The organism is Streptomyces arenae (assembly GCF_022343545.1).
GTDB classification, from domain to species: domain Bacteria; phylum Actinomycetota; class Actinomycetes; order Streptomycetales; family Streptomycetaceae; genus Streptomyces; species Streptomyces humi.
Genome location: NZ_JAKQYH010000096.1, coordinates 62,896 through 85,874, shown reverse-complemented (window position 1 = coordinate 85,874; position 22,979 = coordinate 62,896). Strand labels below are relative to the sequence as shown.

General features: G+C 71.9%; 18 protein-coding genes. 7 read left to right on the top strand and 11 right to left on the bottom strand.

Going from position 1 to position 22,979, the window contains the following annotated elements:
- Nucleotides 1-54: 54 nt before the first annotated feature.
- Genes MB828_RS45260 through MB828_RS45250 form a run of 3 tightly spaced genes read right to left on the bottom strand, consistent with a single transcriptional unit; the run spans nucleotide 55 to nucleotide 2,689 of the window.
- Nucleotides 55-957: a metal ABC transporter permease gene (locus MB828_RS45260; protein ID WP_301653257.1), complete on the bottom strand. Its 903-nt coding sequence runs from the start codon at nucleotides 955-957 to the stop codon at nucleotides 55-57.
- Complete coding sequence (locus MB828_RS45255; protein ID WP_301653256.1) at nucleotides 957-1,721, bottom strand: metal ABC transporter ATP-binding protein; 765 nt, start codon at nucleotides 1,719-1,721, stop codon at nucleotides 957-959. The genes MB828_RS45260 and MB828_RS45255 overlap by 1 nt, the downstream gene beginning before the upstream one ends.
- Before the next feature lie 11 nt (nucleotides 1,722-1,732).
- Nucleotides 1,733-2,689, bottom strand: coding sequence for a metal ABC transporter substrate-binding protein (locus MB828_RS45250; RefSeq protein ID WP_301653255.1), 957 nt, complete (start codon nucleotides 2,687-2,689; stop codon nucleotides 1,733-1,735).
- A gap of 184 nt (nucleotides 2,690-2,873) precedes the next feature.
- On the opposite strand from MB828_RS45250, the gene MB828_RS45245 reads away from it, so the two are divergent.
- Nucleotides 2,874-4,256, top strand: coding sequence for a glycine--tRNA ligase (locus MB828_RS45245; RefSeq protein ID WP_046729864.1), 1,383 nt, complete (start codon nucleotides 2,874-2,876; stop codon nucleotides 4,254-4,256).
- A 136-nt stretch (nucleotides 4,257-4,392) separates the two neighbouring features.
- Here MB828_RS45245 and MB828_RS45240 read toward each other — a convergent pair whose 3' ends face one another.
- The gene (locus tag MB828_RS45240; protein ID WP_301653254.1) at nucleotides 4,393-5,520 is read right to left on the bottom strand and encodes an endonuclease/exonuclease/phosphatase family protein; all 1,128 of its coding nucleotides are present in this window, start codon (nucleotides 5,518-5,520) and stop codon (nucleotides 4,393-4,395) included.
- Nucleotides 5,521-5,681: 161 nt separating this feature from the next.
- Nucleotides 5,682-6,728: a chitinase gene (locus tag MB828_RS45235; RefSeq protein ID WP_301653253.1), complete on the bottom strand. Its 1,047-nt coding sequence runs from the start codon at nucleotides 6,726-6,728 to the stop codon at nucleotides 5,682-5,684.
- A gap of 193 nt (nucleotides 6,729-6,921) precedes the next feature.
- Here MB828_RS45235 and MB828_RS45230 point away from each other — a divergent pair, with 193 nt between their 5' ends.
- Nucleotides 6,922-7,944 carry an aldo/keto reductase gene (locus MB828_RS45230; protein WP_301653252.1) on the top strand — a complete coding sequence of 341 codons (1,023 nt, stop codon included), beginning with the start codon at nucleotides 6,922-6,924 and terminating at the stop codon, nucleotides 7,942-7,944.
- Between the two features lie 47 nt (nucleotides 7,945-7,991).
- Nucleotides 7,992-8,582 carry a TetR family transcriptional regulator gene (locus MB828_RS45225; RefSeq protein ID WP_301653251.1) on the top strand — a complete coding sequence of 197 codons (591 nt, stop codon included), beginning with the start codon at nucleotides 7,992-7,994 and terminating at the stop codon, nucleotides 8,580-8,582.
- Nucleotides 8,583-8,593: 11 nt separating this feature from the next.
- On the opposite strand, the gene MB828_RS45220 is transcribed toward MB828_RS45225, so the two are convergent.
- Entirely contained in the window at nucleotides 8,594-9,742 is a 1,149-nt protein-coding gene (locus MB828_RS45220; protein ID WP_301653250.1) for a serine hydrolase domain-containing protein, read from the bottom strand.
- A 55-nt stretch (nucleotides 9,743-9,797) separates the two neighbouring features.
- A complete protein-coding gene (locus MB828_RS45215) occupies nucleotides 9,798-10,016 on the bottom strand; it encodes a hypothetical protein (RefSeq protein WP_133022011.1) in 219 nt (72 codons plus the stop codon).
- A gap of 348 nt (nucleotides 10,017-10,364) precedes the next feature.
- Between MB828_RS45215 and MB828_RS45210 the strand changes: the two genes are divergently transcribed.
- Nucleotides 10,365-12,635, top strand: coding sequence for an ATP-binding SpoIIE family protein phosphatase (locus MB828_RS45210; RefSeq protein WP_301653249.1), 2,271 nt, complete (start codon nucleotides 10,365-10,367; stop codon nucleotides 12,633-12,635).
- Nucleotides 12,636-12,655: 20 nt separating this feature from the next.
- Here the strand turns inward: MB828_RS45210 and MB828_RS45205 are convergent, their stop codons facing one another.
- Nucleotides 12,656-14,083: an MFS transporter gene (locus MB828_RS45205; protein ID WP_301653248.1), complete on the bottom strand. Its 1,428-nt coding sequence runs from the start codon at nucleotides 14,081-14,083 to the stop codon at nucleotides 12,656-12,658.
- 101 nt (nucleotides 14,084-14,184) lie between these two features.
- Between MB828_RS45205 and MB828_RS45200 the strand changes: the two genes are divergently transcribed.
- Both MB828_RS45200 and MB828_RS45195 read left to right on the top strand, forming a co-directional pair.
- Nucleotides 14,185-15,201, top strand: a complete 1,017-nt coding sequence (locus MB828_RS45200; RefSeq protein ID WP_301653247.1) for a helix-turn-helix transcriptional regulator — start codon at nucleotides 14,185-14,187, stop codon at nucleotides 15,199-15,201.
- Nucleotides 15,202-15,284: 83 nt separating this feature from the next.
- Nucleotides 15,285-15,623 carry an SCO4225 family membrane protein gene (locus MB828_RS45195; protein ID WP_301653246.1) on the top strand — a complete coding sequence of 113 codons (339 nt, stop codon included), beginning with the start codon at nucleotides 15,285-15,287 and terminating at the stop codon, nucleotides 15,621-15,623.
- 15 nt (nucleotides 15,624-15,638) lie between these two features.
- On the opposite strand, the gene MB828_RS45190 is transcribed toward MB828_RS45195, so the two are convergent.
- Nucleotides 15,639-17,090, bottom strand: a complete 1,452-nt coding sequence (locus MB828_RS45190) for an MFS transporter (RefSeq protein ID WP_301653245.1) — start codon at nucleotides 17,088-17,090, stop codon at nucleotides 15,639-15,641.
- 131 nt (nucleotides 17,091-17,221) lie between these two features.
- Here MB828_RS45190 and dusB point away from each other — a divergent pair, with 131 nt between their 5' ends.
- Nucleotides 17,222-18,364 (top strand): tRNA dihydrouridine synthase DusB, encoded by a 1,143-nt coding sequence (dusB, locus tag MB828_RS45185; protein WP_301653244.1) that lies wholly within the window; start codon nucleotides 17,222-17,224, stop codon nucleotides 18,362-18,364.
- Between the two features lie 94 nt (nucleotides 18,365-18,458).
- Here dusB and MB828_RS45180 read toward each other — a convergent pair whose 3' ends face one another.
- Nucleotides 18,459-20,027, bottom strand: a complete 1,569-nt coding sequence (locus MB828_RS45180; RefSeq protein ID WP_430381523.1) for a sulfatase-like hydrolase/transferase — start codon at nucleotides 20,025-20,027, stop codon at nucleotides 18,459-18,461.
- 1,006 nt (nucleotides 20,028-21,033) lie between these two features.
- Nucleotides 21,034-22,971 carry an amylo-alpha-1,6-glucosidase gene (locus MB828_RS45175; RefSeq protein ID WP_301653242.1) on the bottom strand — a complete coding sequence of 646 codons (1,938 nt, stop codon included), beginning with the start codon at nucleotides 22,969-22,971 and terminating at the stop codon, nucleotides 21,034-21,036.
- Nucleotides 22,972-22,979: the final 8 nt, after the last annotated feature.

The following is a 22,979-nucleotide window of genomic DNA, read 5'->3' as shown; positions in this document are numbered from 1 at the left end:
CTCCTCACCTGTTCGCCTCTGCCGGGCCATTGTGCCAGCCCGGGCTGCGGGCGTTCAGACGCCGACCTCGTCGGCGCTGCCCCGGCCGGCCGGAATCGCGCACTCCGCCGGGTCTCCGGCGGGTGTCCGTGCCGCGGCCGCACGGGCGCGCCGCCGGGCCAGCGGCGCGGCCAGCACGCTCAGCGCGAAGAACGCGGCGATGGTCAGCAGCACGATCGTCGCGCCCGGCGGCACGTACTGGTAGTACGACGTGATCGTGCCCCCGATCGACACCGTCACACCGATCGCCACGGCGATCGCGAAGGTGGCCGCGAAGCTGCGGCTCAACTGCTGGGCGGCGGCCACCGGGACGACCATCAGCGCGGACACCAGCAGCAGCCCCACCACCCGCATCGCGACGGTCACCGTCACGGCCGCGGTGATCGCCGTGAGCAGGTTCAGGGCCCGCACCGGCAGGCCCGTCACCCGCGCGAACTCCTCGTCCTGGCTGACCGCGAACAGCTGCCTGCGCAGGCCGAGGGTCACCACGAGGACGAACGCCGCCAGCACGCAGATCGCGGTCACGTCCGACTCGGACACCGTGGACAGCGAGCCGAAGAGGTACGACATCAGGTTGGCGTTGGAGCCGCCCGGCGCCAGGTTGATCAGCATCACCCCGCCGGCCATCCCGCCGTAGAAGAGCATGGCGAGGGCGATGTCACCGCGGGTGCGGCCGTACCAGCGGATCAGTTCCATCAGGATCGCGCCGAGCACGGAGACGGCCGTGGCCATCCAGACGGGGGAGGTGGAGAGCAGGAAGCCGAGGCCGACGCCGGTCATCGCGACATGGCCGATGCCGTCGCCCATCAGGGCCTGGCGGCGCTGGACCAGGTAGATGCCGACGGCGGGGGCGGTGATGCCGACCAGGACGGCGGCGAGCAGGGCCCGCTGCATGAAGGCGTAGTTCAGGAAGTCCATCAGCTCAGCAGTCCCGTGCGCAGTGGCGTGTGCTCGTCATGGGGGTGGACGTGGTCATGGCCGGGCAGGGCGTGCTGGCCGACGGCGCGCGGCGGTGGGCCGTCGTGCAGGACGCACCCGTCGCGGAGCACGACCGCGCGTTCGATCAGGGGTTCCAGCGGGCCCAGTTCGTGCAGGACGAGCAGGACCGTGGTGCCCTGTTCGACCTGCTCGCGCAGGGTCCGGGCGAGGATCTCCTGGCTGGCCAGGTCGACGCCCGCCATCGGCTCGTCCATGATCAGCAGTTCGGGGCGGGCGACCAGGGCGCGGGCGATCAGCACCCGCTGGTGCTGGCCGCCGGAGAGCGCCTCGACGTTGTCCTTGGCCCGGTCCGCCATCCCGACCAGGCCGAGCGCGTCCCGTACGGCCTCGTGGTCGGCCCTGCGGAAGAGGCCGAAGCGGGTGCGGGAGAGCCGGCCGGCCGACACCACCTCGGTGACGGTGGCGGGGACGCCGCCCGCCGCGGTGGTGCGCTGCGGGACGTAGCCCACCCGCGACCAGTCCCGGAAGGCGCGGCGGGGCGTGCCGAACAGTTCGATCTCGCCGCCGCTCACCGGCACCTGGCCGATGACGGTACGGATCGCGGTGGACTTGCCGGAGCCGTTCGCGCCGAGCAGCGCGACCACCTCACCGCGCCGCACGGTCAGGTCGATGCCCCGCAGCACGGGGCGTGCGCCCAGCTCGGCGGTGACCCCGCGCAGGGATATGACGGGCTCGCCGGTCATCTCGTCTCCCGTCACTTGGCGCCCAGCGCCTGCTGGAGTGCCTTGAGGTTGGCTTCCTGGACGGCGAAGTAGTCCTTGCCGCGGGACTTGCCGGTGATGCCCTCGATCGGGTCGAGGACGTCCGTCTTCAGGCCGGCGTCGGAGGCGATGGTCTTGGCGGTCTTGTCGCTGACCAGCGTCTCGTAGAACACGGTGGTGACGCCGTCGGCCCTGGCCATGGTCTCCAGGTCCTTGACCCGGGCCGCGCTCGGCTCGGACTCGGGGTCGAGGCCGTTGATGGCCTCCTCGGTGAGGCCGTAGCGCTCGGCGAGGTAGCCGAAGGCGGCGTGGGTGGTGATGAAGACCTTGGACTTCGTGTCCGCGAGACCGTTCTTGAACTGCGTGTTCAGCTCGTCCAGCTTCTTGACCAGGGCCGCGGTGTTCTTGCGGTAGTCGGCCGCGTGGTCCGGGTCGGCCTTCTCGAAGGCCTTGCCCACGCCCTCGGCGACCTGGGCGTAGCGCACCGGGTCCAGCCAGATGTGCGGGTCCTCGCCGGCCAGTTCCTCGTTCTTCGAGGTGTCGTGGGAGGCCGCGTGGCCGCCGACCTCGTTGCCGTGCTTCTCCAGGGTGGTCAGGGAGGCCGCGTCGATCTTGGTCTTGACGGACGACTGGGCGACCGCGTTGTCGACGGAGGGCTGGAGGTTCTTGAGGTAGAGGACCGCGTCGGACTTCTCGATCCCGACGATCTGCTTCGGGCTGATCTCCAGGTCGTGCGGTTCCTGGCCGGGCGAGGTGAGGCTGGTGACGTGGACGTGGCTGCCGCCGATCTGATCGGCGAGGTAGGCCATCGGGTAGAACGACGCGACGACGTCGAACTTGCCGGTCTGGGCCGCCGTGGCGTCGCCGCCGCAGGCCGTGAGGGTGGCTATGCCGAGTGCGGTGACGGTGGTCGCGGCGGCCGCGGATATCAGGCCTCGTCGTACGTTCATGAGAGTCATTTTCAACAAACATGGAAACCGTTGTCAACAAGCCCCGGTGAGAGGCCGGTAAGCCCCGGTGAGAGGCCGGTAAAGGGGATCCGATTTGGTCGAGGGGGAGCCCCCGCCGGTACGCTGAAGCATTCGCTCTGAAGCGTCTCGCTTCGTCGCCCGTCGTCGTAATGAAGAGAGCACCGTGGCCGCCGACAAGATCGACACCATCGTCAGCCTGAGCAAGCGCCGAGGCTTCGTATTCCCGTGCAGTGAGATCTACGGCGGCCAGCGCGCCGCCTGGGACTACGGGCCGCTGGGTGTCGAGCTCAAGGAGAACCTGAAGCGCCAGTGGTGGCGCTACATGGTGACGTCCCGCGAGGACGTGGTCGGCATTGACTCGTCCGTCATCCTGGCCCCCGAGGTCTGGGTGGCCTCCGGTCACGTCGCCACCTTCACGGACCCGCTGACCGAGTGCACCGCGTGTCACAAGCGGTTCCGCGCGGACCACCTGGAGGAGGCCTACGAGGCCAAGCACGGCCGCCTGCCGGAGAACGGCCTGGCGGACGTGAACTGCCCGAACTGCGGCAACAAGGGCCAGTTCACCGAGCCCAAGCAGTTCTCCGGCCTGCTCTCCACCCACCTCGGCCCGACCCAGGACAGCGGCTCCGTCGCCTACCTGCGTCCGGAGACCGCGCAGGGCATCTTCACCAACTTCGCCCAGGTGCAGACCACCTCGCGCCGCAAGCCGCCGTTCGGCATCGCGCAGATGGGCAAGTCCTTCCGCAACGAGATCACGCCCGGCAACTTCATCTTCCGCACCCGCGAGTTCGAGCAGATGGAGATGGAGTTCTTCGTCAAGCCGGGCGAGGACGAGAAGTGGCAGGAGTACTGGATGGAGCAGCGCTGGAACTGGTACACCGGCCTGGGCCTGCGCGAGGAGAACATGCGGTGGTACGAGCACCCGAAGGAGAAGCTCTCCCACTACTCCAAGCGCACCGCTGACATCGAGTACCGCTTCCAGTTCGGCGGCAACGAGTGGGGCGAGCTGGAGGGTGTCGCCAACCGCACCGACTACGACCTCGGCGCCCACTCCAAGGCCTCCGGCCAGGACCTCTCCTACTTCGACCAGGAGGCCGGGGAGCGCTGGACGCCGTACGTCATCGAGCCGGCGGCCGGTGTCGGCCGGGCGATGCTCGCCTTCCTGCTCGACGCCTACGTCGAGGACGAGGCGCCGAACGCCAAGGGCAAGCTGGAGAAGCGCACGGTGCTCCGCCTGGACCACCGCCTGGCCCCGGTGAAGGTCGCGGTGCTCCCGCTGTCCCGCAACCCGGAGCTCTCGCCCAAGGCCAAGGGTCTCGCGCAGGCGCTGCGGCAGAACTGGAACATCGAGTTCGACGACGCGGGCGCCATCGGCCGCCGCTACCGCCGCCAGGACGAGATCGGCACGCCGTACTGCGTCACCGTCGACTTCGACACGCTCGAGGACAACGCGGTGACGGTGCGTGAGCGCGACACGATGAAGCAGGAGCGGGTTTCGCTGGACCAGATCGAGGGCTACCTCGCGGGGCGTCTCGTCGGGTGCTAGGCGTCTGAGCGGGTCGGCGTCCGCCCGGCTCGTGCGAGAGCCGGCTGCGGGTTGTCCGTGGCTGGTCGCGCCCACGCGGCGGTAGCCGCATGTTCGATAAATCCCCGCGCCCCTAGGGGGCGCGGGGATTCGGCGTTCATATGTCCAGGTCCACGTAGAGTGCCGCGTGGTCCGATGCCTCGGTGAGCTTCGAATTCACGGTGTCGAAGGACTTGATGCCGTCCGCGTGGATGCCGCGGGTCTCCAGGCCGACGTGCTGGACCTCGGGCCAGAGCGACGGCGGGAGCAGGATGTAGTCGAGCTTGTCGTCCTCTCTGCTGCACTTCCCGTGAGTGCCGGGCAGTCCGCGATAGGCGCGGTGGCTCATCACGTCACGCAGGCCGGTCTCCCCGAGCTCCACGGCCGGCGCGCTGTTCGGGTCGTCGTTGAGGTCCCCGGCGACCACGACGTGCGGGGTGCGCTCCAGCGCGGCACGGTAGATCTCCGCGACCCGCCGCGCCTGGGCCAGCCGCAGCTCCGGGTCGTCACGGAACTTGCTCTTGAAGTGGTTGCCGAGGACCACGAGAGGCGATCCGTCGAGCTGGATCTCGAACTCCGGGCAGTCCCGGCTGAAGAGGCGTTCGTCGGGGCGGTCCTGGCGGGTGTCGAAGACATGGGTCCGGACGGACGTGATCGGGTGCCTGCTGAGGATCCCGATGTCGATGCCCCGGGGGTCGTTGCCGTCGATGAGCAGGTTGTACGGGTAGGGCCGCCTGCCCAGAGCCCCCTGCAGGACCTGTGTGTTGAAGCGCTCCAGGGCGAGCCGGTCCTCGACCTCCACGGTCAGCAGGATGTCCGCGTCGACCTCGGAGACCACCCGGCCGGTGTTCCGCACCATCGTCATGTCGAGGTCGTCCTGCCCCAGTTCGGCCCATCCGGTCCACGAGTCCCGGCCGGTGGCGGTGATGTCCTCGAAGGTCCGCAACGGCTTGGCCGAGTCGAAGAGCCCGGTGTCCTTCCCCGGGCGGGACTGGTTGACGGTGATCGGCGGCGGGCCCTTCGGGTCCGGGTGTTCGGGGTCGTCGATCTTGTCGGCCCGGTACGTGGTGATGATCCGTACCATCTCCTCCTTGTCGGCCTTCATGTACACCGGCTTGTCGAGGAGGGCGACCAACTCGGCGAAGTCCGTGAGGACTTGCTCCCGCTCGGCCGGTTTCTCCAGACGGAAGGCCGTGGGCCGGCGGAAGAGGTTCTCCATGTTGAACGTGGCGATCCGGATGGTCATGGCGCCTCCTCGGCGGCGCGAGAGCATCGCGCGGCACGGCCGACGGCAGGCGCCGCCGCTGACTGCTCGTCGGCACTTCCATTCTCGGAGCCCGGCCGGGCCCTGTCGAACGGAGGAGCCGGGCCGTCGCCGGCTCCTCCGGTGCCGGCCGGGTGCCGGCTTCAGCGGCCCTGCAACGCCTTCACGTTGTCGCCGAACGTCCAGTTCTTCGAGCCGTCCCAGTTGACCGACCAGGTCATCAGGCCCTTGAGGGAGGTGCCGTAGTGCCTCCAGGCCTGGGAGACCAGGGACGGTGCCATGTAGCCGCCGCCCGCGCCCGACTGTGCGGGCAGCCCCGGGACCTGCTTGTCGTACGGCACCTTGATCGTCGTACCCTGCACGACCAGGCCCTTGTTGAGGCAGTCGGTCTGAGCGGTGAAGCCGGCCACCGTGCCCGCCGCGTACGAGTCGCCGGCGCAGCCGTACATGCTGCCGTTGTAGTACTGCATGTTGAGCCACCACAGACGGCCGTTGTCGGCGTACTTCTTGACGATCGGCAGGTAGGCGCCCCAGATCGACCCGTACGTGATGCTGCCGCCGGTGACGTAGGCCGTCTCCGGGGCCATCGTCAGGCCGAAGCCGGCCGGCATCCGGGCCAGGACGCCGTCGATGATGCGGACCAGGTTGGCCTGCGAGGTGGAGAGCTGGGTGACGGACCCGCTGCCCACCAGGCCGGTCTCGATGTCGATGTCGATGCCGTCGAAGTTGTACTTCTGGAGGATCGGGACGATCGTCGAGACGAACCTGTCGGCCACGGTGGCGGAGCTGAGGTCGATGCCCGCCGCCGCGCCGCCGATCGACAGCAGGATCGTCTGCCCGGCCGCCTTCGCCGCGCACATCTCCGCGGGTGTCGCCACCTTCACGCCCGCGTCCATGCCGTCCTCCCAGAGGGCGGTGCCGTCCGAACGGATCACGGGGAAGGCCGCGTCGATCACGTTGTAGCCGTGGGCGACGATCCGGGAGTCGGTGATCGGGGTCCAGCCGAACGGCGGGTGGACGCCGTTGGCGGAGCCGTCCCAGTTCTCCCAGTACCCCTGCAGCACCTTGCCCGCGGGGCGGGACCTGAGGGCGCAGGTGTCGGCGGCGGAGGCGGGGGCGGCGGCGGGCAGCTGGGCCAGACAGGCGGTGGCGAGCGCTGCGGCGAGCAGGCTCAGGGCGCGGCGGAGCATGCGGTTCCTCCCGGTGGGGTCGGGGCGGGTCGCTGAGATGTCGTATGCATGACAGTGCGCGTGGTCCAGACCTCCCGTCAATAGGTCTGGACCATTCCGTGGGGTTCGCGTCGCCTCGTCGCACCGGGCGGGGTGCTGGATGCTTGGAATGACAGATATTGAAATCTGTCAGCTGTCATGCCAGAGTGGAGCCATGACGACGCACACCCACACCCTCGGCACCACCGGCCCCCAGGTCTCCGCCCTCGGCCTCGGCTGCATGGGCATGTCCGCGCTGTACGGCGAGGCCGACCGCGCCGAGTCGATCGCCACCATTCACGCGGCCCTCGACGCCGGCGTGACCCTGCTCGACACCGGCGACTTCTACGCCATGGGCCACAACGAGATGCTGATCGGCGAGGCCCTGCGCGGCGCCCCCGCCGCCCACCGCGAACAGGCCCTGCTCAGCGTGAAGTTCGGCGCGCTGCGTGGCCCGGAGGGCAGCTGGCTCGGCTACGACGGCCGCCCGGCCGCGGTGAAGAACTTCGCCGCCTACTCCCTCCAGCGCCTCGGCGTCGACCACATCGACGTCTACCGGATCGCCCGCGTCGACCCGGACGTGCCGATCGAGGAGACGGTCGGCGCCATCAAGGAACTGGTCGACGCCGGGTACGTCCGGCACATCGGGCTCAGCGAGGCCAGCGCCGAGAACATCCGGCGGGCCGCCGCCACCGCGCCGATCTCCGACCTCCAGGTCGAGTACGCGATCATCACCCGGGACATCGAGCGGGAGATCCTGCCGACCACCCGTGAACTGGGCATCGGCATCACGGCGTACGGCGTGCTGTCCCGGGGGCTGATCTCCGGCCACTTCACCCGTGACCGGCAGTTCGGCGCCGGCGACTTCCGGGCCCACTCGCCCCGCTTCCAGGGCGACAACCTCCAGCACAACCTCGACCTGGTCGAGGCGCTGCGCAAGATCGCCGACGAGAAGGGCGTGACGGTCGCGCAGATCGCCATCGCCTGGGTGCTCTCCCGTGGCGCCCAGCACGGCCACGACATCGTGCCGCTCGTCGGCGCCCGCACCCGCGAACGGCTCTCCGAGTCGCTGGGCGCCCTGGACGTCACCCTGGACGCGGCCGACCTGACGGCGATCGAGGAGGCCGTCCCGGCGGACGCGGCGGCCGGCACCCGCTACCCGGCCGTGCAGATGGCCACCCTGGGCACCGAGCAGTGATCACGGCTCCGGGCAGCGCGAACCACCGTCCGGGTACCGTCTAGGTCATGGCAGCCACGTCCCCGCCCCCGACCCTCACCGCCGAACGCATCCTCGAGGCGACCGAGGAGGTGCTGCGCCGGCACGGTCCGGCCAAGGCCACCGTGGTCGACGTGGCCCGCGCCCTCGGTGTCAGCCACGGCACCGTCTACCGGCACTTCCGCACCAAGGCGGCGCTGCGCGAGGCGGTGACCAAGCGGTGGCTGGACCGCACCTCTGCCGCGCTGTCCGGCATCGTGGCCGAGGACCGGGCCGCCGAGGACCGGCTGCGGGCCTGGCTCGCGGCACTGTTCGAGGCGAAGCGGCGCAAGGCGGGCGACGACCCCGAACTGTTCGCCACCTACATGGTGCTGGTCGACGAGAACGGCCCGGCGGTCACCGGCCACATCGCCGACCTGACCGGCCAGCTGACCCGGATCATCGCGGACGGGACCGCGTCGGGCACCTTCACCGTGTCCGACCCGGCCGCCGCGGCCCGCGCCGTGTTCCAGGCCACCGGCCGCTTCCACGACCCGGGCTACGCGCGCGAGTGGGAGCGGCCGGAGGCCGACGCGGACTTCACGTCCCTGGTGGACCTCCTGGTCCGCGGCCTCCACTGACGCCGCCCGGCCTACGACGTCACCCGCCAGAAGTCCCGCATCACCTGGAGCGGCGCCGGGCCCGTCATGGCCACCTGGGTCAGCAGGACCGTGACCGTGCCGGTGGCCGGGACGATGTGCGCGGTGGTGCCGGTGCCGCCGACCCAGCCGTAGCGGCCGGGCACCGACCACGGGTCGGCCGGGGTGACGTCGACCTGGCCGCCGTACCCCCAGCCCTGCCCCTCCAGGAACAGGCCGGCGGCGTCGCGCTGGGCCGCCGTCAGGTGGTTGGTGGTCATCCGGCTCACCGAGGTGGCGGAGAGCAGCCGCCGGCCGTCCGCGGTGGCACCCGCGTTCAGCAGCAGCCGGCCGAAGGCGAGCCAGTCGTCGGCCGTGGAGACCAGGCCGCCGCCGCCCGAAGGGAACCGCGGCAGGCCGCTGAAGTCGCCGTCCGGGGTGTCGGCCGGCCGCAGGCCGCCGTCCTCGGCGCGGTGGTAGAACGAGGTGAAGCGGTCCCGTTTCGACGCCGGGACCTCGAACGCGGTGTCCCGCATGCCCAGCGGCTCGAAGAGCCGTTCCGCGAGGAAGTCCGGCAGCGTACCGCCCGACACCCGCGCGACCAGGATGCCCTGGAGCGCGGACGCGGTGCCGTACAGCCAGGCCTCGCCCGGCTGGTGCAGCATCGGCACCTCGGCGAGCAGGCCCAGCCAGCTGTCCGGGTCCGGCCACGCCCGGAAGGGGAGGTCGTGCCGCTGCACCGCGAGCAGGGCCTGCGCGGCGGGCAGCGAGAAGTCGCCGGGCAGACCCCAGCCCGCGCGGAAACTCAGCAGGTCCTCGACGGTGACCGGGCGGGCCGCAGGCACCACGTCCTCGACGGGCCCGGCGGGCGTGCGCACCACCATCGGCTTCGCCAGCTCGGGGAGCCACCGCTCCACCGGGTCGTCCAGCCCGACCAGGCCGTCGTCCACCAGCATCAGCACCGCCGCGGCGGTGATCGGCTTGGTGACCGACGCGAGCCGGAAGATCGAGTCCCGGGCCATCGGCGCGGAGCCCGCCACATCCGTGGTGCCGACGGCCACGGCCTCCACGTCGTCGCCGCGGGCGACGAGCCCGACGGCTCCGGGAACGGTGCCGTCGTCGACGTACCGGCGCAGGGTGGCGTGCAGCGGGGTCGGGGTCATCTGTGGTCCCTCCGGTGGGTGCGGTCGTGGGTACGACTGCCGCCCCGGCGGAAACTCATCGGGAGGGCTCGGCCCCCGCCGGGTCCACGGTGGCCTGGTGGGCCTCCGCCAGATGCTCCTCGGCCTTCAGCCAGGGCAGGAACTGCGCGCCCTTGCGCCAGCCGCAGGTGCCGCACTCGATCGTGCGCTGCACACCCGTGCGCCGCACCCGGACCACGTGCTCCCGGCCGTGCTGGTCCCAGCGTCTGACCTTGCTCTCGTCGTTCTGCGACATGACGCCTCCGGAGTCCCTGCCCGATCTGCTGTTCGGCACGTGTCGACGGGAGGAGTGTGCAGCAAGACCAACATCAACGGGGACGTCTTCACCGGGTTTTGCCGAGCACGCCCCCGGTGTTAACGCGAACTCGACGGGCGTCGCACCCCGTTCACACGGCGCTGCCGTGCAGGCCGGAGCGCCGGAACCGGGCACACGGTGGGTGTCGCCGGGGTCACGCTCCGGTCGCCGTCCCAACCACCGGATCATGAGCCGGACTTGGTCTACCGACGGAAACCCTGGACACGGCATTGACCCTGGCTCAAGATGAAAGCGACCTTGTGAAGCGGCCACCGGCACGGAGAGGCGATGCTGCCGGATCCTCAACGTTTCCTGGCCGTTGCCGGCCGCCGGATCGCGCGCGCCGAGGGCGCGGCCCAGGTCGTCCGCGAGCTGTGCCGGTCGGTCGTCCCCGAACTGGCGGACGGCGTGGTCGTCTACCTGGAGGACGGCCGGCAGGACCACTCCGAACCGCTGCGGCTGCGGCTGGACGGGGCGCCGGCCGAACTCGGCGGCGCCATGGGCGGGGTGCCCCCGGACACCGCGTCGGTGCCGCCCGACGGCGTGCTGGCCCGGCTGCTGCGGTGCGGCAGAACACGCGGCGCCGGCCCGGCCGGCACCGAGACCGAGACCGACGAGGCGCTGCGCGAGCTGCTGGGGAAGGCACCCCGGCTCCCGCAGGGCAACCGGGTCCTGCTCGCCCCGCTGCGCGCACCCGACGCCGTCGTGGGCGTGGCGGTGTTCCTGCGTCGCCCGGACCGGGAGGACTTCGTGGATGACGACATCGCCCTGGCGGACGCCCTCGCGGCGCAGGCCGCGCTCGGGGTCCGCGAGGCCACCGCGATCCCGCAGGTGAGGCCCGCCACCGCGCTGAAGGCACCGGACGAGGACCGCCTCCGCTACGTCGGCGCCGCCACCCGGCGGATCGCCCGCGGCTTCGACACCGACGAGATCGTGCTCGGCCTGTGCCGGGCCGCCGTGCCCACGTACTCCGACGCGGCCCTCGTCTATCTGCGCGACCCGCTCCCGGTCGGCGACGAACGCCCCACCGGCCCCGCCGTGCTGCGGCTGCGCCGCACCGACCGGATGAAGGGCCCCGGCGCCGAGGGCCTGGTCTGGCCGGAGACCGTGGACGACGAGCAGGACGACCTGGACGCCTCCGACTGGAGCGAGGTGGTACCCGGCGGTGCCCTCGCCGAGGTCCTGCGCGGGGTCCGCCCGGTGTTCGCCGACAACTCACCGACCCGCGCCGCGCTCAGCGAACTCGTCGGCGAGGAGAGCGCGTTGAACGGCTGGGCCGGCACGCACGCGATCCTCGCCCCGCTGCGCGGCCGCCGCCGGGTCACCGGCGCGGTGGTCTTCCTGCGCCGCCCGGAACGCCCCGCGTTCGAGCCCGCCGACCTGCTGGTCGCCGCCCAGCTGGCCACCCACACCGCGCTCGGCGTCGACAAGGCCGTGCTGTACAGCCGGGAGGCCTTCATCGCCGACCGGCTACAGCGCGCGATGCTCCCGCACAGTCTGCCCCGCCCCACCGGCGTCCGGCTCGCGGTCCGCTACCTGCCCGCCGCCGAGACCGCACGCGTCGGCGGCGACTGGTACGACGCGATCCCGCTGCCCGGCAGCCGGGTGGCACTGGTCGTCGGGGACGTCATGGGGCACTCCATGACCTCGGCCGCCGTCATGGGCCAGCTGCGCACCACCGCGCTCACCCTGGCCGGCCTCGACCTGCCCCCGCAGGAGGTCCTGCACCACCTCGACGAACAGGCCCAGCGCCTCGGCACCGACCGCATGGCGACCTGCCTGTACGTCGTCTACGACCCGGTCTCGCACCGCATCACGGTCGCCAACGCCGGTCATCCGCCGCCCATCCTGCTGCACCCCGGCGGCAAGACCGAGGTCCTCGCGGTGCCGCCGGGCGCCCCGATCGGCGTCGGCGGCATCGACTTCGAGGCGGTGGAGCTGGAGGCGCCCGCCGGGGCCACCCTGCTCCTCTACACCGACGGACTGGTGGAGTCCCGGCTGCGCGACGTGTGGACCGGTATCGAGCAGCTGCGCGAAAAGCTGGCCGCCACCGCCCAGTTGACCGGCCCCGACCGGCCGCCGCCGCTCGAGGCGCTGTGCGACGAAGTGCTCGACATGCTCGGCCCGGGCGACCGGGACGACGACATCGCGCTGCTCGCCGCCCGCTTCGACGGCATCGCGCCCAGCGACGTCGCGTACTGGACCCTGGACCCGGACAACGCCGCCCCCGGCCGGGCCCGCCGGCTCACCCGGCAGGCGCTCGCCACCTGGGACCTGGACGACCTCACCGACACCGCCGAACTGCTGGTCAGCGAGATCGTCACCAACGCCGTACGGCACGCCTCCCGTCCGATCGGCCTGCGGCTGCTGCGCACCGAGGTGCTGCGCTGCGAGGTCGGCGACGACGTGCCGCAGCTGCCGCGGCTGCGCCGGGCCTCGCCCGACGAGGAGCACGGCCGCGGCCTGTACCTGGTGAACCGCCTGGCCAGGCGCTGGGGCACCACCCGGCTGGGCACCGGCAAGAACGTCTGGTTCGAACTGGGCGGCCCAGCGAACTGAGGGCGGCGGGCGGTGCGGGGTCAGGACACCGGTCGGGGGAGCCGCAGGCTGAGGAGCCCTGTCAGCACCACCAGGCCCAGCTGTACCAGCAGGGTGATGACCAGGGCGTCCCGCACACCCTGCTGCGGGACCAGGGAGAGGAACAGGGTGCCCAGGGTGGCCACGCCGAGGGCGAGCGCGGACTGCTGGGTGGTGACCATCACCCCGCTGCCCACCCCGGCCCGCTCCGGCGGCACCTCGGACATCACCAGCCGCAGCACGTTGGGGAGTTGCAGGGCCTGACCGGCACCGGCGACCGTCACCCCCGGAAGCAGTCCGGCGAAGTCCAGGTGCGGCCAGTCCCGCCAGGCGGCCAGCACGATGAGGGCGACGCCGATCCCCTGGAGCACCGAACCGGCGGTCACCACCCGGCTGCCGAACCGGGCGATCAGACGCGGCCCGGCGAGCGAGACGAACAGGAAGGCGACGGCCATCGGCGCGAGCGCCATCCCCGCCGCCACCGGTCCCAGCCGCTCCCCGCTCTGGAGGGCAACGGCGATCACGAACATGAACCCGCTGAACCCGATCGAGAACGGCAGCATCAGCACCAGGCCCCGGCGCAGCGAGGCGAGTTCGAACAGGCTCGGCGGCACCAGCGGGGTGCGGCCCGCGCGGTCGGCGCGGCGCTCCACGGCGTAGAAGGCGGCGGCCGCGCCCGGGAACGCGGCCAGCGACAGCCAGGTCCACAGCGGCCAGCCCGCCGCCCGGCCCTCGGTGAGCGGGGCGAGGAGGGTGAGCAGGGCGATGGCGAGCAGCACGGTCCCGGGTCCGTCGACGGGCTCGGGCCGCTGCGACCGGGTCTCCGGCACGAACCGCGTCCCGAGCACCAGCCCGGCGATCACGACCGGCACGTTGACGAGGAACACGGAACGCCAGCCGGTGCCCCAGAGGTCGGCGGCGACCAGCACCCCGCCGAGTATCTGCCCGGCCACCATGGACAGGCCGGCGGTGGCGCCGTACAGGCTCATGGCCCTGGCGCGGCGGCCACCGCTGGTGGCGGCCTGGATGGTGGCGAGGACCTGCGGAAGCATCGCGGCGGCCGCGGCGCCCTGGGCGACCCGGGCGGCCACCAGCGACCAGGCGCCGGGTGCGAGTCCGCAGGCCAGCGAGGTCAGCCCGAACGCGGCCATGCCGGCGAGGAAGAGCCGGCGGCGCCCGAACAGGTCACCGAGCCGGCCGCCGAGCACCAGCAGGACGGCGTAGGCGACGCCGTACCCGGCGACCACCAGTTCCAGGACGGCCTCGCCCGCGTGCAGGTCGGTTCCGATGGTGGGCAGGGCGACGTTGACGATGAAGAAGTCGACGAGCGGCAGGGCCGCGGCCAGCAGCACGGTGAACAGGCCGGGCCCGCCGAGCGCCGGGGGCGCGGCAGGGGACCGCAGGGTCTGAGCGGTGACGGTGTCGGTCATGGCACCGAGCCTGCGGTGCCGCTCAGCCTGGTACCAGAGTCTTCTTGTCCTGGTACAAGAAGTACCTGGCAACAGGATCCGCGGGACGGCACTCTGGAGTCATGACGACCACGACCGGCTCGACGACCACGACCGGGACGGCAGCCGCGAGCGGGGCGACGACCAAGACCGGGACGGCAGCCACGACCACGCCCGGGACGGCTGCCGCGCGCGGGACGGCCGCCAGGGCCGGGACGGCGCCCCTGTCCGCGGCCGGGGGCGCGGCCGTCCGGCGCCATGAACTGGCCGCGTTCCTGCGCAACCGCCGTGAGCGGATCGCCCCGGAACAGGTGGGCCTGCCGCGCGGCACCCGCCGCCGCACCCCCGGCCTTCGCCGCGAGGAGGTCGCCCAGCTCTCGGCGGTCGGCGTCACCTGGTACACCTGGCTGGAACAGGCCCGGGACATCCAGGTCTCCGTCCAGGTCCTGGACGCCCTGGCCCGCACCCTGCGGCTCGACGCGAGCGAGCGCGCCCACCTCTTCCAGCTGGCCGCCGCCGTCGACCCGACCCCGGCCTCGCGCTGCCCGACCATCACCCCGGCCCTGAGCGAGATGCTGCGCGCCCTGGAACCCATCCCGGCCTGCATCCAGAACAGCCGCTACGACATCCTCGACCACAACCGCACCTACGCCCGGCTGATGGGCGACCTGGACGCGGTCCCGCCCGAGGACCGCAACTCCATGATCCTCGCCTACACCCACCCGGAGTGGCGGCGGTCGATCGTCCACCTGGAGGAGACCCGGCGCTTCATGGCCGCCAAACTCCGCGCGGCCATGGCCGGCCACCTCGGCGAGCCGGCCTGGAAGATGCTGGTCAAACGGCTGACGACGGAGTCCCCGGAGTTCCGCGACATCTGGGAGCGGTACGAGGTGATGGCCGTGCCCAACACCAAGACGAAGCAGTTCCTCAACCCGTACGTCGGCCTGCTCACCATGGACCACACGGATCTGTGGCTGAACCCGGAGTCCGGGGCCCGGATGGTCACCTACGTCCCGGTGGACGAGGAGTCACGGGAACGGCTGGCGCGGCTGGACGAGCTGACGGCGGCCGAGCTGACGGCGGCCGTCGAACAGGGTTGAGTACGGGTACTCAGGACAGCGCACGGCCGTTCGAACCACCATGCGGGGAGGGGACGGAACGTCGCGACCACAGGGGGCTACCGATGGGACCTGGCCTTGTCCGCACGCTGCTACGGCTGACGATCGGCAACCGGGTGTCGGTGGCCTACCTGGTCCTGGTCGCCTTCGTCATCGCCAAGGCCATGGCCGACCCCGTCGCCTCGGGGGACCCGGCCTCCGCGTGGCCCTGGCCGCCGCTGGTCACCTTCCCCGCTTTCCTGCTCGTCGGGGCGCTGAGCCGGACGGCGTGGGGCCCGGCGGAGATGCCGAACTGGTACTTCGTCGCCACGGTCGTCGTGTCCGCCCTGCTCCAGGCCCTCGCCCTGGGCGCCCTCCACCAGGCGGTCAGGACCCGCCACCAGCGGATGACCAGTTCCTGCTGACGCCCCCGGCCGGGGTCAGACCCGGTCCCCGGCGCCCACCGGCTGCCGGATCTCCGCCGACTCCAGGCGCCGAGCGGTCCGCTCGGCCGTGCCGCGTGCCCAGCTGCCGTTGGTCAGGGCGCCCAGGACCAGGACCACGAGGCCACAGGCGGCGAGGACCCACCAGCCGGGCCGCGCGGCGGCCACGAAGCTCGCGCGGTACGACGAGGCGCTGATCCCCGAGGCCAGCACCGCGCCGATGACCGCCACGCCCAGGGTCTGGCCCAGCTGCCGGCTGGTCGAGGCGACCGCCGCCGCCACCCCCGCCTGGGACCTCGGCATTCCCGAGACCGCGGTGTTGGTGATGGGGGCGTTCACGAAGCCGAAGCCGATGCCGAACAGGATGTAGCCGGGGATCAGGGTGGCGTTCGAGGTCTCCGCCTCGAACGCGGCGAACAGCACCGCGCTCGCCGTCATCGCCACCCCGGCGACCACCAGCGGCAGGCGGGGGCCGCGGCTGCCGACCAGGCGGCCCGACAGCGGTGCGCACAGGAACATCGGGACCGCCATCGGCAGCATCCACAGGCCCGCGTGCAGGGCGTCCAGGCCGCGCACGTTCTGCAGGTACAGCGTGGACAGGAACAGGAAGCCGCCGAGCGAGGCGAACGCGCTGATCGCGATCAGCGTGGCCCCGCTGAACGGCGCCGAGCGGAAGAAGCGCAGGTCGATGAGGGGCTGGTCGCGCCTCGGTTCGTACCAGAGCAGTCCGAGCAGGGCGGCCAGGGCGACCACGGCGAAGGGGACCACGGTGGCCGCGCCCGCCGTCGGCGCCTCGATGATCGAGTACGTCAGCGCACCGAACAGGGCGATGACCAGCACCTGGCCGACCGGGTCGGGGCGGCGGGCCTTCGGCGCCCGGGACTCCGGCACGAAGCGCAGCGTCAGCAGCAGCGCCGCCAGACCCACCGGGAGGTTGACCCAGAAGATCGCGCGCCAGCCGACCGACTCCACCAGCAGACCGCCGACCAGCGGTCCCGCGGCCATGGATATGCCGACCACCGCACCCCACACGCCGATCGCGCGGGCCCGCTCGCGCGGGTCGGTGAAGGTGTTGGTGATGATCGACATGGCGACGGGGTTGAGCATCGAGCCGCCCACCGCCTGGATCATGCGGAACGCGATCAGCGACTCCAGGTTCGGCGCGAGCGAGCAGAGCAGCGAGCCGATCGAAAAGACCACCAGGCCGGTCATGAAGACCTTCTTGCGCCCGACCCGGTCGCCGGTGGAGCCCGCGAGCATCAGCAGCGAGGCCAGGACCAGGGTGTACGCGTCGATGGTCCACTGCAGTCCCGCCGTGGAGGCGTGCAGCTCACGCTGCATGGACGGCAGGCCGACGTTCAGGGCGGTGGTGTCGAGACTCACGATCAGCAGGCTCATGCAGCAGATCGCGAGCACGAACATGCGGCGGCGGGGGCTCAGCTCGGGCATGGGTCCCATCGTACGCCCATTTCGATAGTGCGTCTAACTAATGAGTGGTACATGATCATGCCGGAGCACGCCGGCGGGCGGTTGTCCACAGGACCGGCCGAGCACCGCGCGCCGTACGCGACAATGGGGGAATGCCCGAGCCCACGTCGCCGCTCCAGATCGGCCCCCACACTGTTCAGCCGCCGGTCGTCCTGGCCCCCATGGCCGGGATCACCAACGCGCCCTTCCGCACCCTGTGCAGGGAGTTCAGCGGTGGCAAGGGGCTGTTCGTCAGCGAGATGATCACCACCCGGGCGCTGGTCGAGCGCAACGAGAAGACCATGCAGCTGATCCGTTTCGACGCGACCGAGAAGCCGCGCTCGATCCAGCTGTACGGCGTCGACCCGGCCACCGTCGGCAAGGCCGTCCGCATGATCGCGGAGGAGGGCCTGGCCGACCACATCGACCTGAACTTCGGCTGCCCGGTCCCGAAGGTGACGCGCAAGGGCGGCGGCTCGGCCCTGCCCTACAAGCGCAACCTGCTGCGCGCGATCCTGCGCGAGGCCGTCTCCGGCGCGGGGGACCTCCCGGTCACCATGAAGATGCGCAAGGGCATCGACGACGACCACATCACCTACCTCGACGCCGGCCGGATCGCCGTCGAGGAGGGCGTCACCTCGATCGCCCTGCACGGCCGCACCGCCGCCCAGCACTACGGCGGCACCGCCGACTGGGAGGCCATCGCCCGCCTCAAGGAGCACGTCCCGGAGATCCCGGTGCTCGGCAACGGCGACATCTGGTCGGCCGAGGACGCGCTCCGCATGGTCCGCGAGACGGGCTGCGACGGGGTCGTGGTCGGCCGCGGCTGCCTGGGCCGCCCGTGGCTCTTCGCCGACCTGGTCGCCGCCTTCGAGGGCCGCGAGCAGGAGATCCTGAAGCCCGCCCTCCGCGAGGTCGCCGACATCATGGTCCGGCACGCCACCCTGCTCGGCGAGTGGCTCGGCGACGAGTCCAAGGGCGTCGTCGACTTCCGCAAGCACGTCGCCTGGTACCTCAAGGGTTTCGCGGTCGGCAGCGAGATGCGCAAGCGCCTTGCCATCACGTCGTCCCTGGCGGAACTCCGCGCGGGCCTCGACGAACTGGACCTCGACCAGCCCTGGCCCACGGGCGCCGACGGCCCCCGCGGCCGTACGTCCGGCAACAACCGCGTGGTGCTGCCGGACGGCTGGCTGAAGGACCCCTACGACTGCGCGGGCATCACCGAGGACGCCGAACTGGACACCTCCGGCGGCTGAGGCGCCCCGTAAGGGGCGCGAGGAACTGCGCGACCAGCCAGGATGGTGCCGCGGCCGAATGGCGACACTTATCGCGGCTTTCCCGGCTGACCGCTCAGTTCGTCTTCGGGTGCGGTGTGGAACCGTACGCCGCCAGGAACCTGTCGCGGAACGAACTCATCTTCCACACCGGGGCGTCGTGCGCCGGGCGCAGGCCGTCGGTCCAGTTCCAGGAGTCGATCGCGTCAAGGACCTTCGGGTCTTTGGCAACTACCGAGATCGGCACGTCACGGCTGGCGTGGTTGCCGCTGACCCGGGCGATCGGCTGGTGGTCGCCGAGGAAGACCAGGACCGTGTTGTCGTTGCCGTAGCGCTGCAGCCACTGGGTGAGCGCGGTCACCGAGTACTGCACCGACTTGCCGTACTCCTGGCGGGACCTGGTGGTGTCGGCGATGACGTCGGACGCCTTGTTGCCGGCCTTCTGGATGGCGTCGAAGACCGAGCCGTCGCCCAGCTGGTCCCACGGGACCATCTTCGGGATCGGCGCCCACGGCTGGTGGCTGGAGGTCAGGATCAGCAGCGACATCCGGGACTTGCCGTCGGCCGGCTTCTTGCTGTGCACCCGGTCCTGGAACTGCTGGAGCGCGTACTGGTCGGGCATCGTCGACCAGCTGAACTTCGGTCCCTTGTAGCCGAGCTGGAAGGCGTTGTAGACCTTGTCGAGGCCGTAGAAGCTCTGCTCCGGCCAGCCCTTCTGGATGCCCGGCATCACACCGACGGTGTCGAAGTCACCGGTCTTCTGGAACGCCTTCGTCAGGCTCAGGTGGTCGCTGGCCATCACGGTCCGGTACCGCTGCTGGTTGCTGACCCACAGCCCCGACATGGTCGTGGAGTGGCCGAGCCAGCTGCTGCCGCCGTACGTGGCCGACGTCAGCCAGCCGCTCTTCGCCGCGTAGCCGGCCTTCTTCAGCATCGCGGTCTGCGCGTCGAGCGTCTTGTCCACACCGGGTGCCTCGATCGGGTCCTCGATGGCACTGCGGCCGTAGCTCTCGATGAACGTGAAGACGACGTCCTTGCCGCGCAGCGCCGGCACGAGCTGGTCGCCCGGGGTGTTCCCGAAGGCGTCGACCTTGGCGACCTTGCGGAACTCCGCCTCGTCCTTCAGGGTCTGCTGGACGGTCCGCACCTGCGACTTCAGCACCGCGGTCGCCTTCTGCGCGGCGAGCGGCGAGCCGGCGACCGACAGCCCCAGCGCGTTGCAGGTGATCCACACCGTGCCGACGATCAGGGTGGCCCGGGTGGCCTTCGTCCGGACCCGGGTGAGCTGGTTGGAGACCCGGACGGTGGCCAGTGCGACGACCGCGATCAGCAGGAAGATCAGCAGCCCGGCCCCGACGGTGACCGCCAGCTCGACGGTGCCGCCGAGGGTGTCCTTCAGGTAGCCGCGGGCGTCGGGCAGCAGCGACCAGTCCAGGATGATGTTGAAGGGGCGCCCCAGGTAGTCGACGAACCCCATGTTGAAGAAGTCCACGACGGTCAGCGCCCCGACCACCGCGCCGGCGACCGCCGAGAGCACCAGCCGGGGCCGCCGCGGCAGGGCCAGCAGCACGACCGCGCCCATGACCGCCTCGGCCGGTATCCGCACGAACGTGACCGCCTTCAGCCCGCTGAGCGTGTTCGGCATCAGCAGGGAGAGGTAGACGACGAGCGCGCTGACCACGGTGACGGACACGGAAACGGCCTGCGCCCCGCCAGGATGCCCCCTACGCCACCGCTCCCACCCCCGAACCCGCCGCCCCTCCTCCCCGAGACCGACGAAATCGGACGAGCCGACAGAACCGGAGGCGCCGGGAGAACCGGATGAGCCGACGGACCCGGCAGCGCCGGGGGAATCGGGAGCGCCGGGGGAATCGAGGGCGCCGGGGGAGTCGGCGGAACTAGGGGCGCCGGAGGAGTCGGCGGGATCGGGGGCGCCGGGGGAACCGGCGGGGTCGGGGGCGCCGGGGGAGTCGGCGGAACTAGGGGCGCCGGAGGAGTCGGCGGGATCGGGGGCGCCGGSKGAACCGGCGGGGTCGGGGGCGCCGGGGGAGTCGGCGGAAGCGGGGGCGCCAGGGGATTCGGCGGCCCCGCGGGAGTCGGTGGGATCAGGGGGGCCGGAGGAACTGGAGGCGTCTGCGGAGCCGGGGGCGTCGGTGGAAGTGGCGGAAGCGGGCGGGGCAGGAAGGGCTTCGGGCGCGGTGGCCTGTGCGGGCACGGCCGGTTCGCCGGCTGTGGCCGTCTTCGCGGTGGGGGCCCCGGGCGCGGCGTCGGAGCCGGAACCCTCCCGCTCCACGGCCGCGTCCTCGCCCGCGGCTGCCTTCCCTCCGACGGCCTCCCTCTCGACCAGAGCCTCCGCGTCGGGGGCCCCTTCGAAGTCTCCGGTCCCTCCGGTCCCTCCGGCCTCGGCGGTTGTCTCGGGGGTGGCTGACCTGTTCGTGGTCTTGTCGGTCTCAGCTCCGGTGTCCCCGGTCGTGCTTGTTGGCTGGTGTGTGCTCGTGTGCTGAGGCAACCCGGAGGTCCTTCCGTGCGCGACCCGTGAGACGGAACCGGCGGGCCAACGCTGGGGAGGCCTGACCGCGCCGACTTTCCGTACGGCTCACCGAAGACCCCGGTTCAGGCCTTTCGGCAAACACCGGGCAAACACAACGCCCCTACGCACCCCCGACCGCGGTCAGCAGCGCCAGCGGCGCCGCCGCCGACCGGGATTCCCGCACACACGCGTGCGGATACGGCACCGGCTCCGGATGCGTCTCGCGACCGTATCCGGCCAGCACCTCCGGCAGCCGGTGCCCGCCCGCGGTCGCCGCGTCCACCAGCCCGTGCGCCACGGCCCGCGCCTCGTCGTGCAGCCCGTACCGCGCCAGCCCCAGCGCGATCAGCGCGTTGTCGTGCGGCCACACCGATCCCCGGTGATACGACAGCGGGTGGTACGCCGTCTGCCCCGCGGCCAGCGTCCGCACCCCCCACCCCGAGAAGAAGTCCGGCTCCAGCAGCCGCCGCCCGACCTGCTCCCCGTACTCCTTGTCCAGCAGCCCGGACCACAGCAGGTGCCCCGCGTCCGAGGCGAGCGCGTCGACCTGCCGCCCCTCCCCGTCCAGGGCGAGGGCGGGGAACCCGGCCTCCCGCATCCAGAAGTCCTGCTGGAACCGGTCCCGCAGATCGGCGGCCGCCTGTTCGAGGAGTGCCGCGTACGTCTCGTCGTCCCACGCGGTCCGCGCCACCCACGCCGTCCGCCGCAGCGCGTCGTACGCGTACCCCTGGGCTCCCGCCGCCATCACCGTCCCCACCGGCCGGCTGCCGTCGGCGGAACAGATCGCGCCGGGGGAGTCCTTCCAGTTCTGGTTGGCGAGGCCGCCCTTGTCGGCGCGGTAGACGAGGTAGCCGCGCGAGGTCAGCCCGCCGTGGTCCAGCATCCACCCCACGGCCGCGCGCGCATGGCGCTCCAGCCGCCGGGCCGTGGCCAGGTCCCCGGTCTGTTCCGCGTACGCGCCGAGCAGGATCAGGAAGAGCGGGGTCGCGTCGACGGACCCGTAGTAACGCCCGTACGGCACCTGCCCGAAGTGGGCGAGTTCCCCGTGCCGTACCTCGTGGACGATCTTCCCGGGCTGGGCCACGGAGTTCGCGCCGGCCTCGGTCGCCTGGGTGGCGGCCAGGGCGGGCAGGGTGGCCGCGGCCAGCTGGGGGCGGTAGGGCAGGGCGAAGAGGGAGGTGATGAGGGCGTCGCGGCCGAGCAGGGTGAGGAACCAGGGCGCCCCGGCCGACGGGACCCTGAGTTCCTCGCCGTCAGGACCGGTCGCCGGCACCTGGAGCGTGGCGAGGTCGGCGAGTCCTCGCGCGCAGGCCGCCGCGAGCTCCGGCCACCCGGTCGGGAAGGCGACGCCCTCGACGAACTCGCCTTCCTCGCGGACCAGTTGTTCGTTCAGTGCGGCCGGGTCGCGGGGCACCCGCAGTGCCCGCCGGTCACCGTGCGGGCGCCCTATCACCCGGAGGACCAGCTCGGTCGTGCCGTGGGGTGCCAGCTCCAGCGTCCAGACCATGCGCCGCGCGCCGGTCCCGGTCTCCTCCACGCCGTCCGGCGCCGGGTCGGCGGTGATCGTCGTGCAGGACCGCCACTCGCCCCGGCGGTAGCCGAACTCCAGCCCGTCGTCGAGGACCTGACGGGAGCGCACGGCACCGGACTTGGTGTAGGTGCGGTGGTCGGCGCGGAGTTCGAACTGGTCGGTGAAGTCGGCGTCGGCGGTGATCGCGAGCCGGATCGTGGTCGGCACCGGGCGGTTGCTGGTGACCCGTACGGACTCGACGAACGAGCCGTCCCCGACGGCCTGTTCGCGGAAGATCGTGTGTGCGGGCGGCTCCTGGCGGCCGCCGCGCGGGACCAGCACACAGTGCGTGCCGTCCCCGTCGGCGACCGGGCTGAGCACCTCGGGCAGCGCCCCGTCGACCGTCAGCTGCCAGCGGCTGAGGTGCCGGGCGTCCCGTACGAACAACCCGTCCGGGGAGCCGCCGCCCCGGACGCCGCTGATGTCGCCGCGGTCGTCCACGGCGGCGAACGTCTCGCCGTGCACGAGCAGATGATGCCGGTCCGTCATCCCCGGTC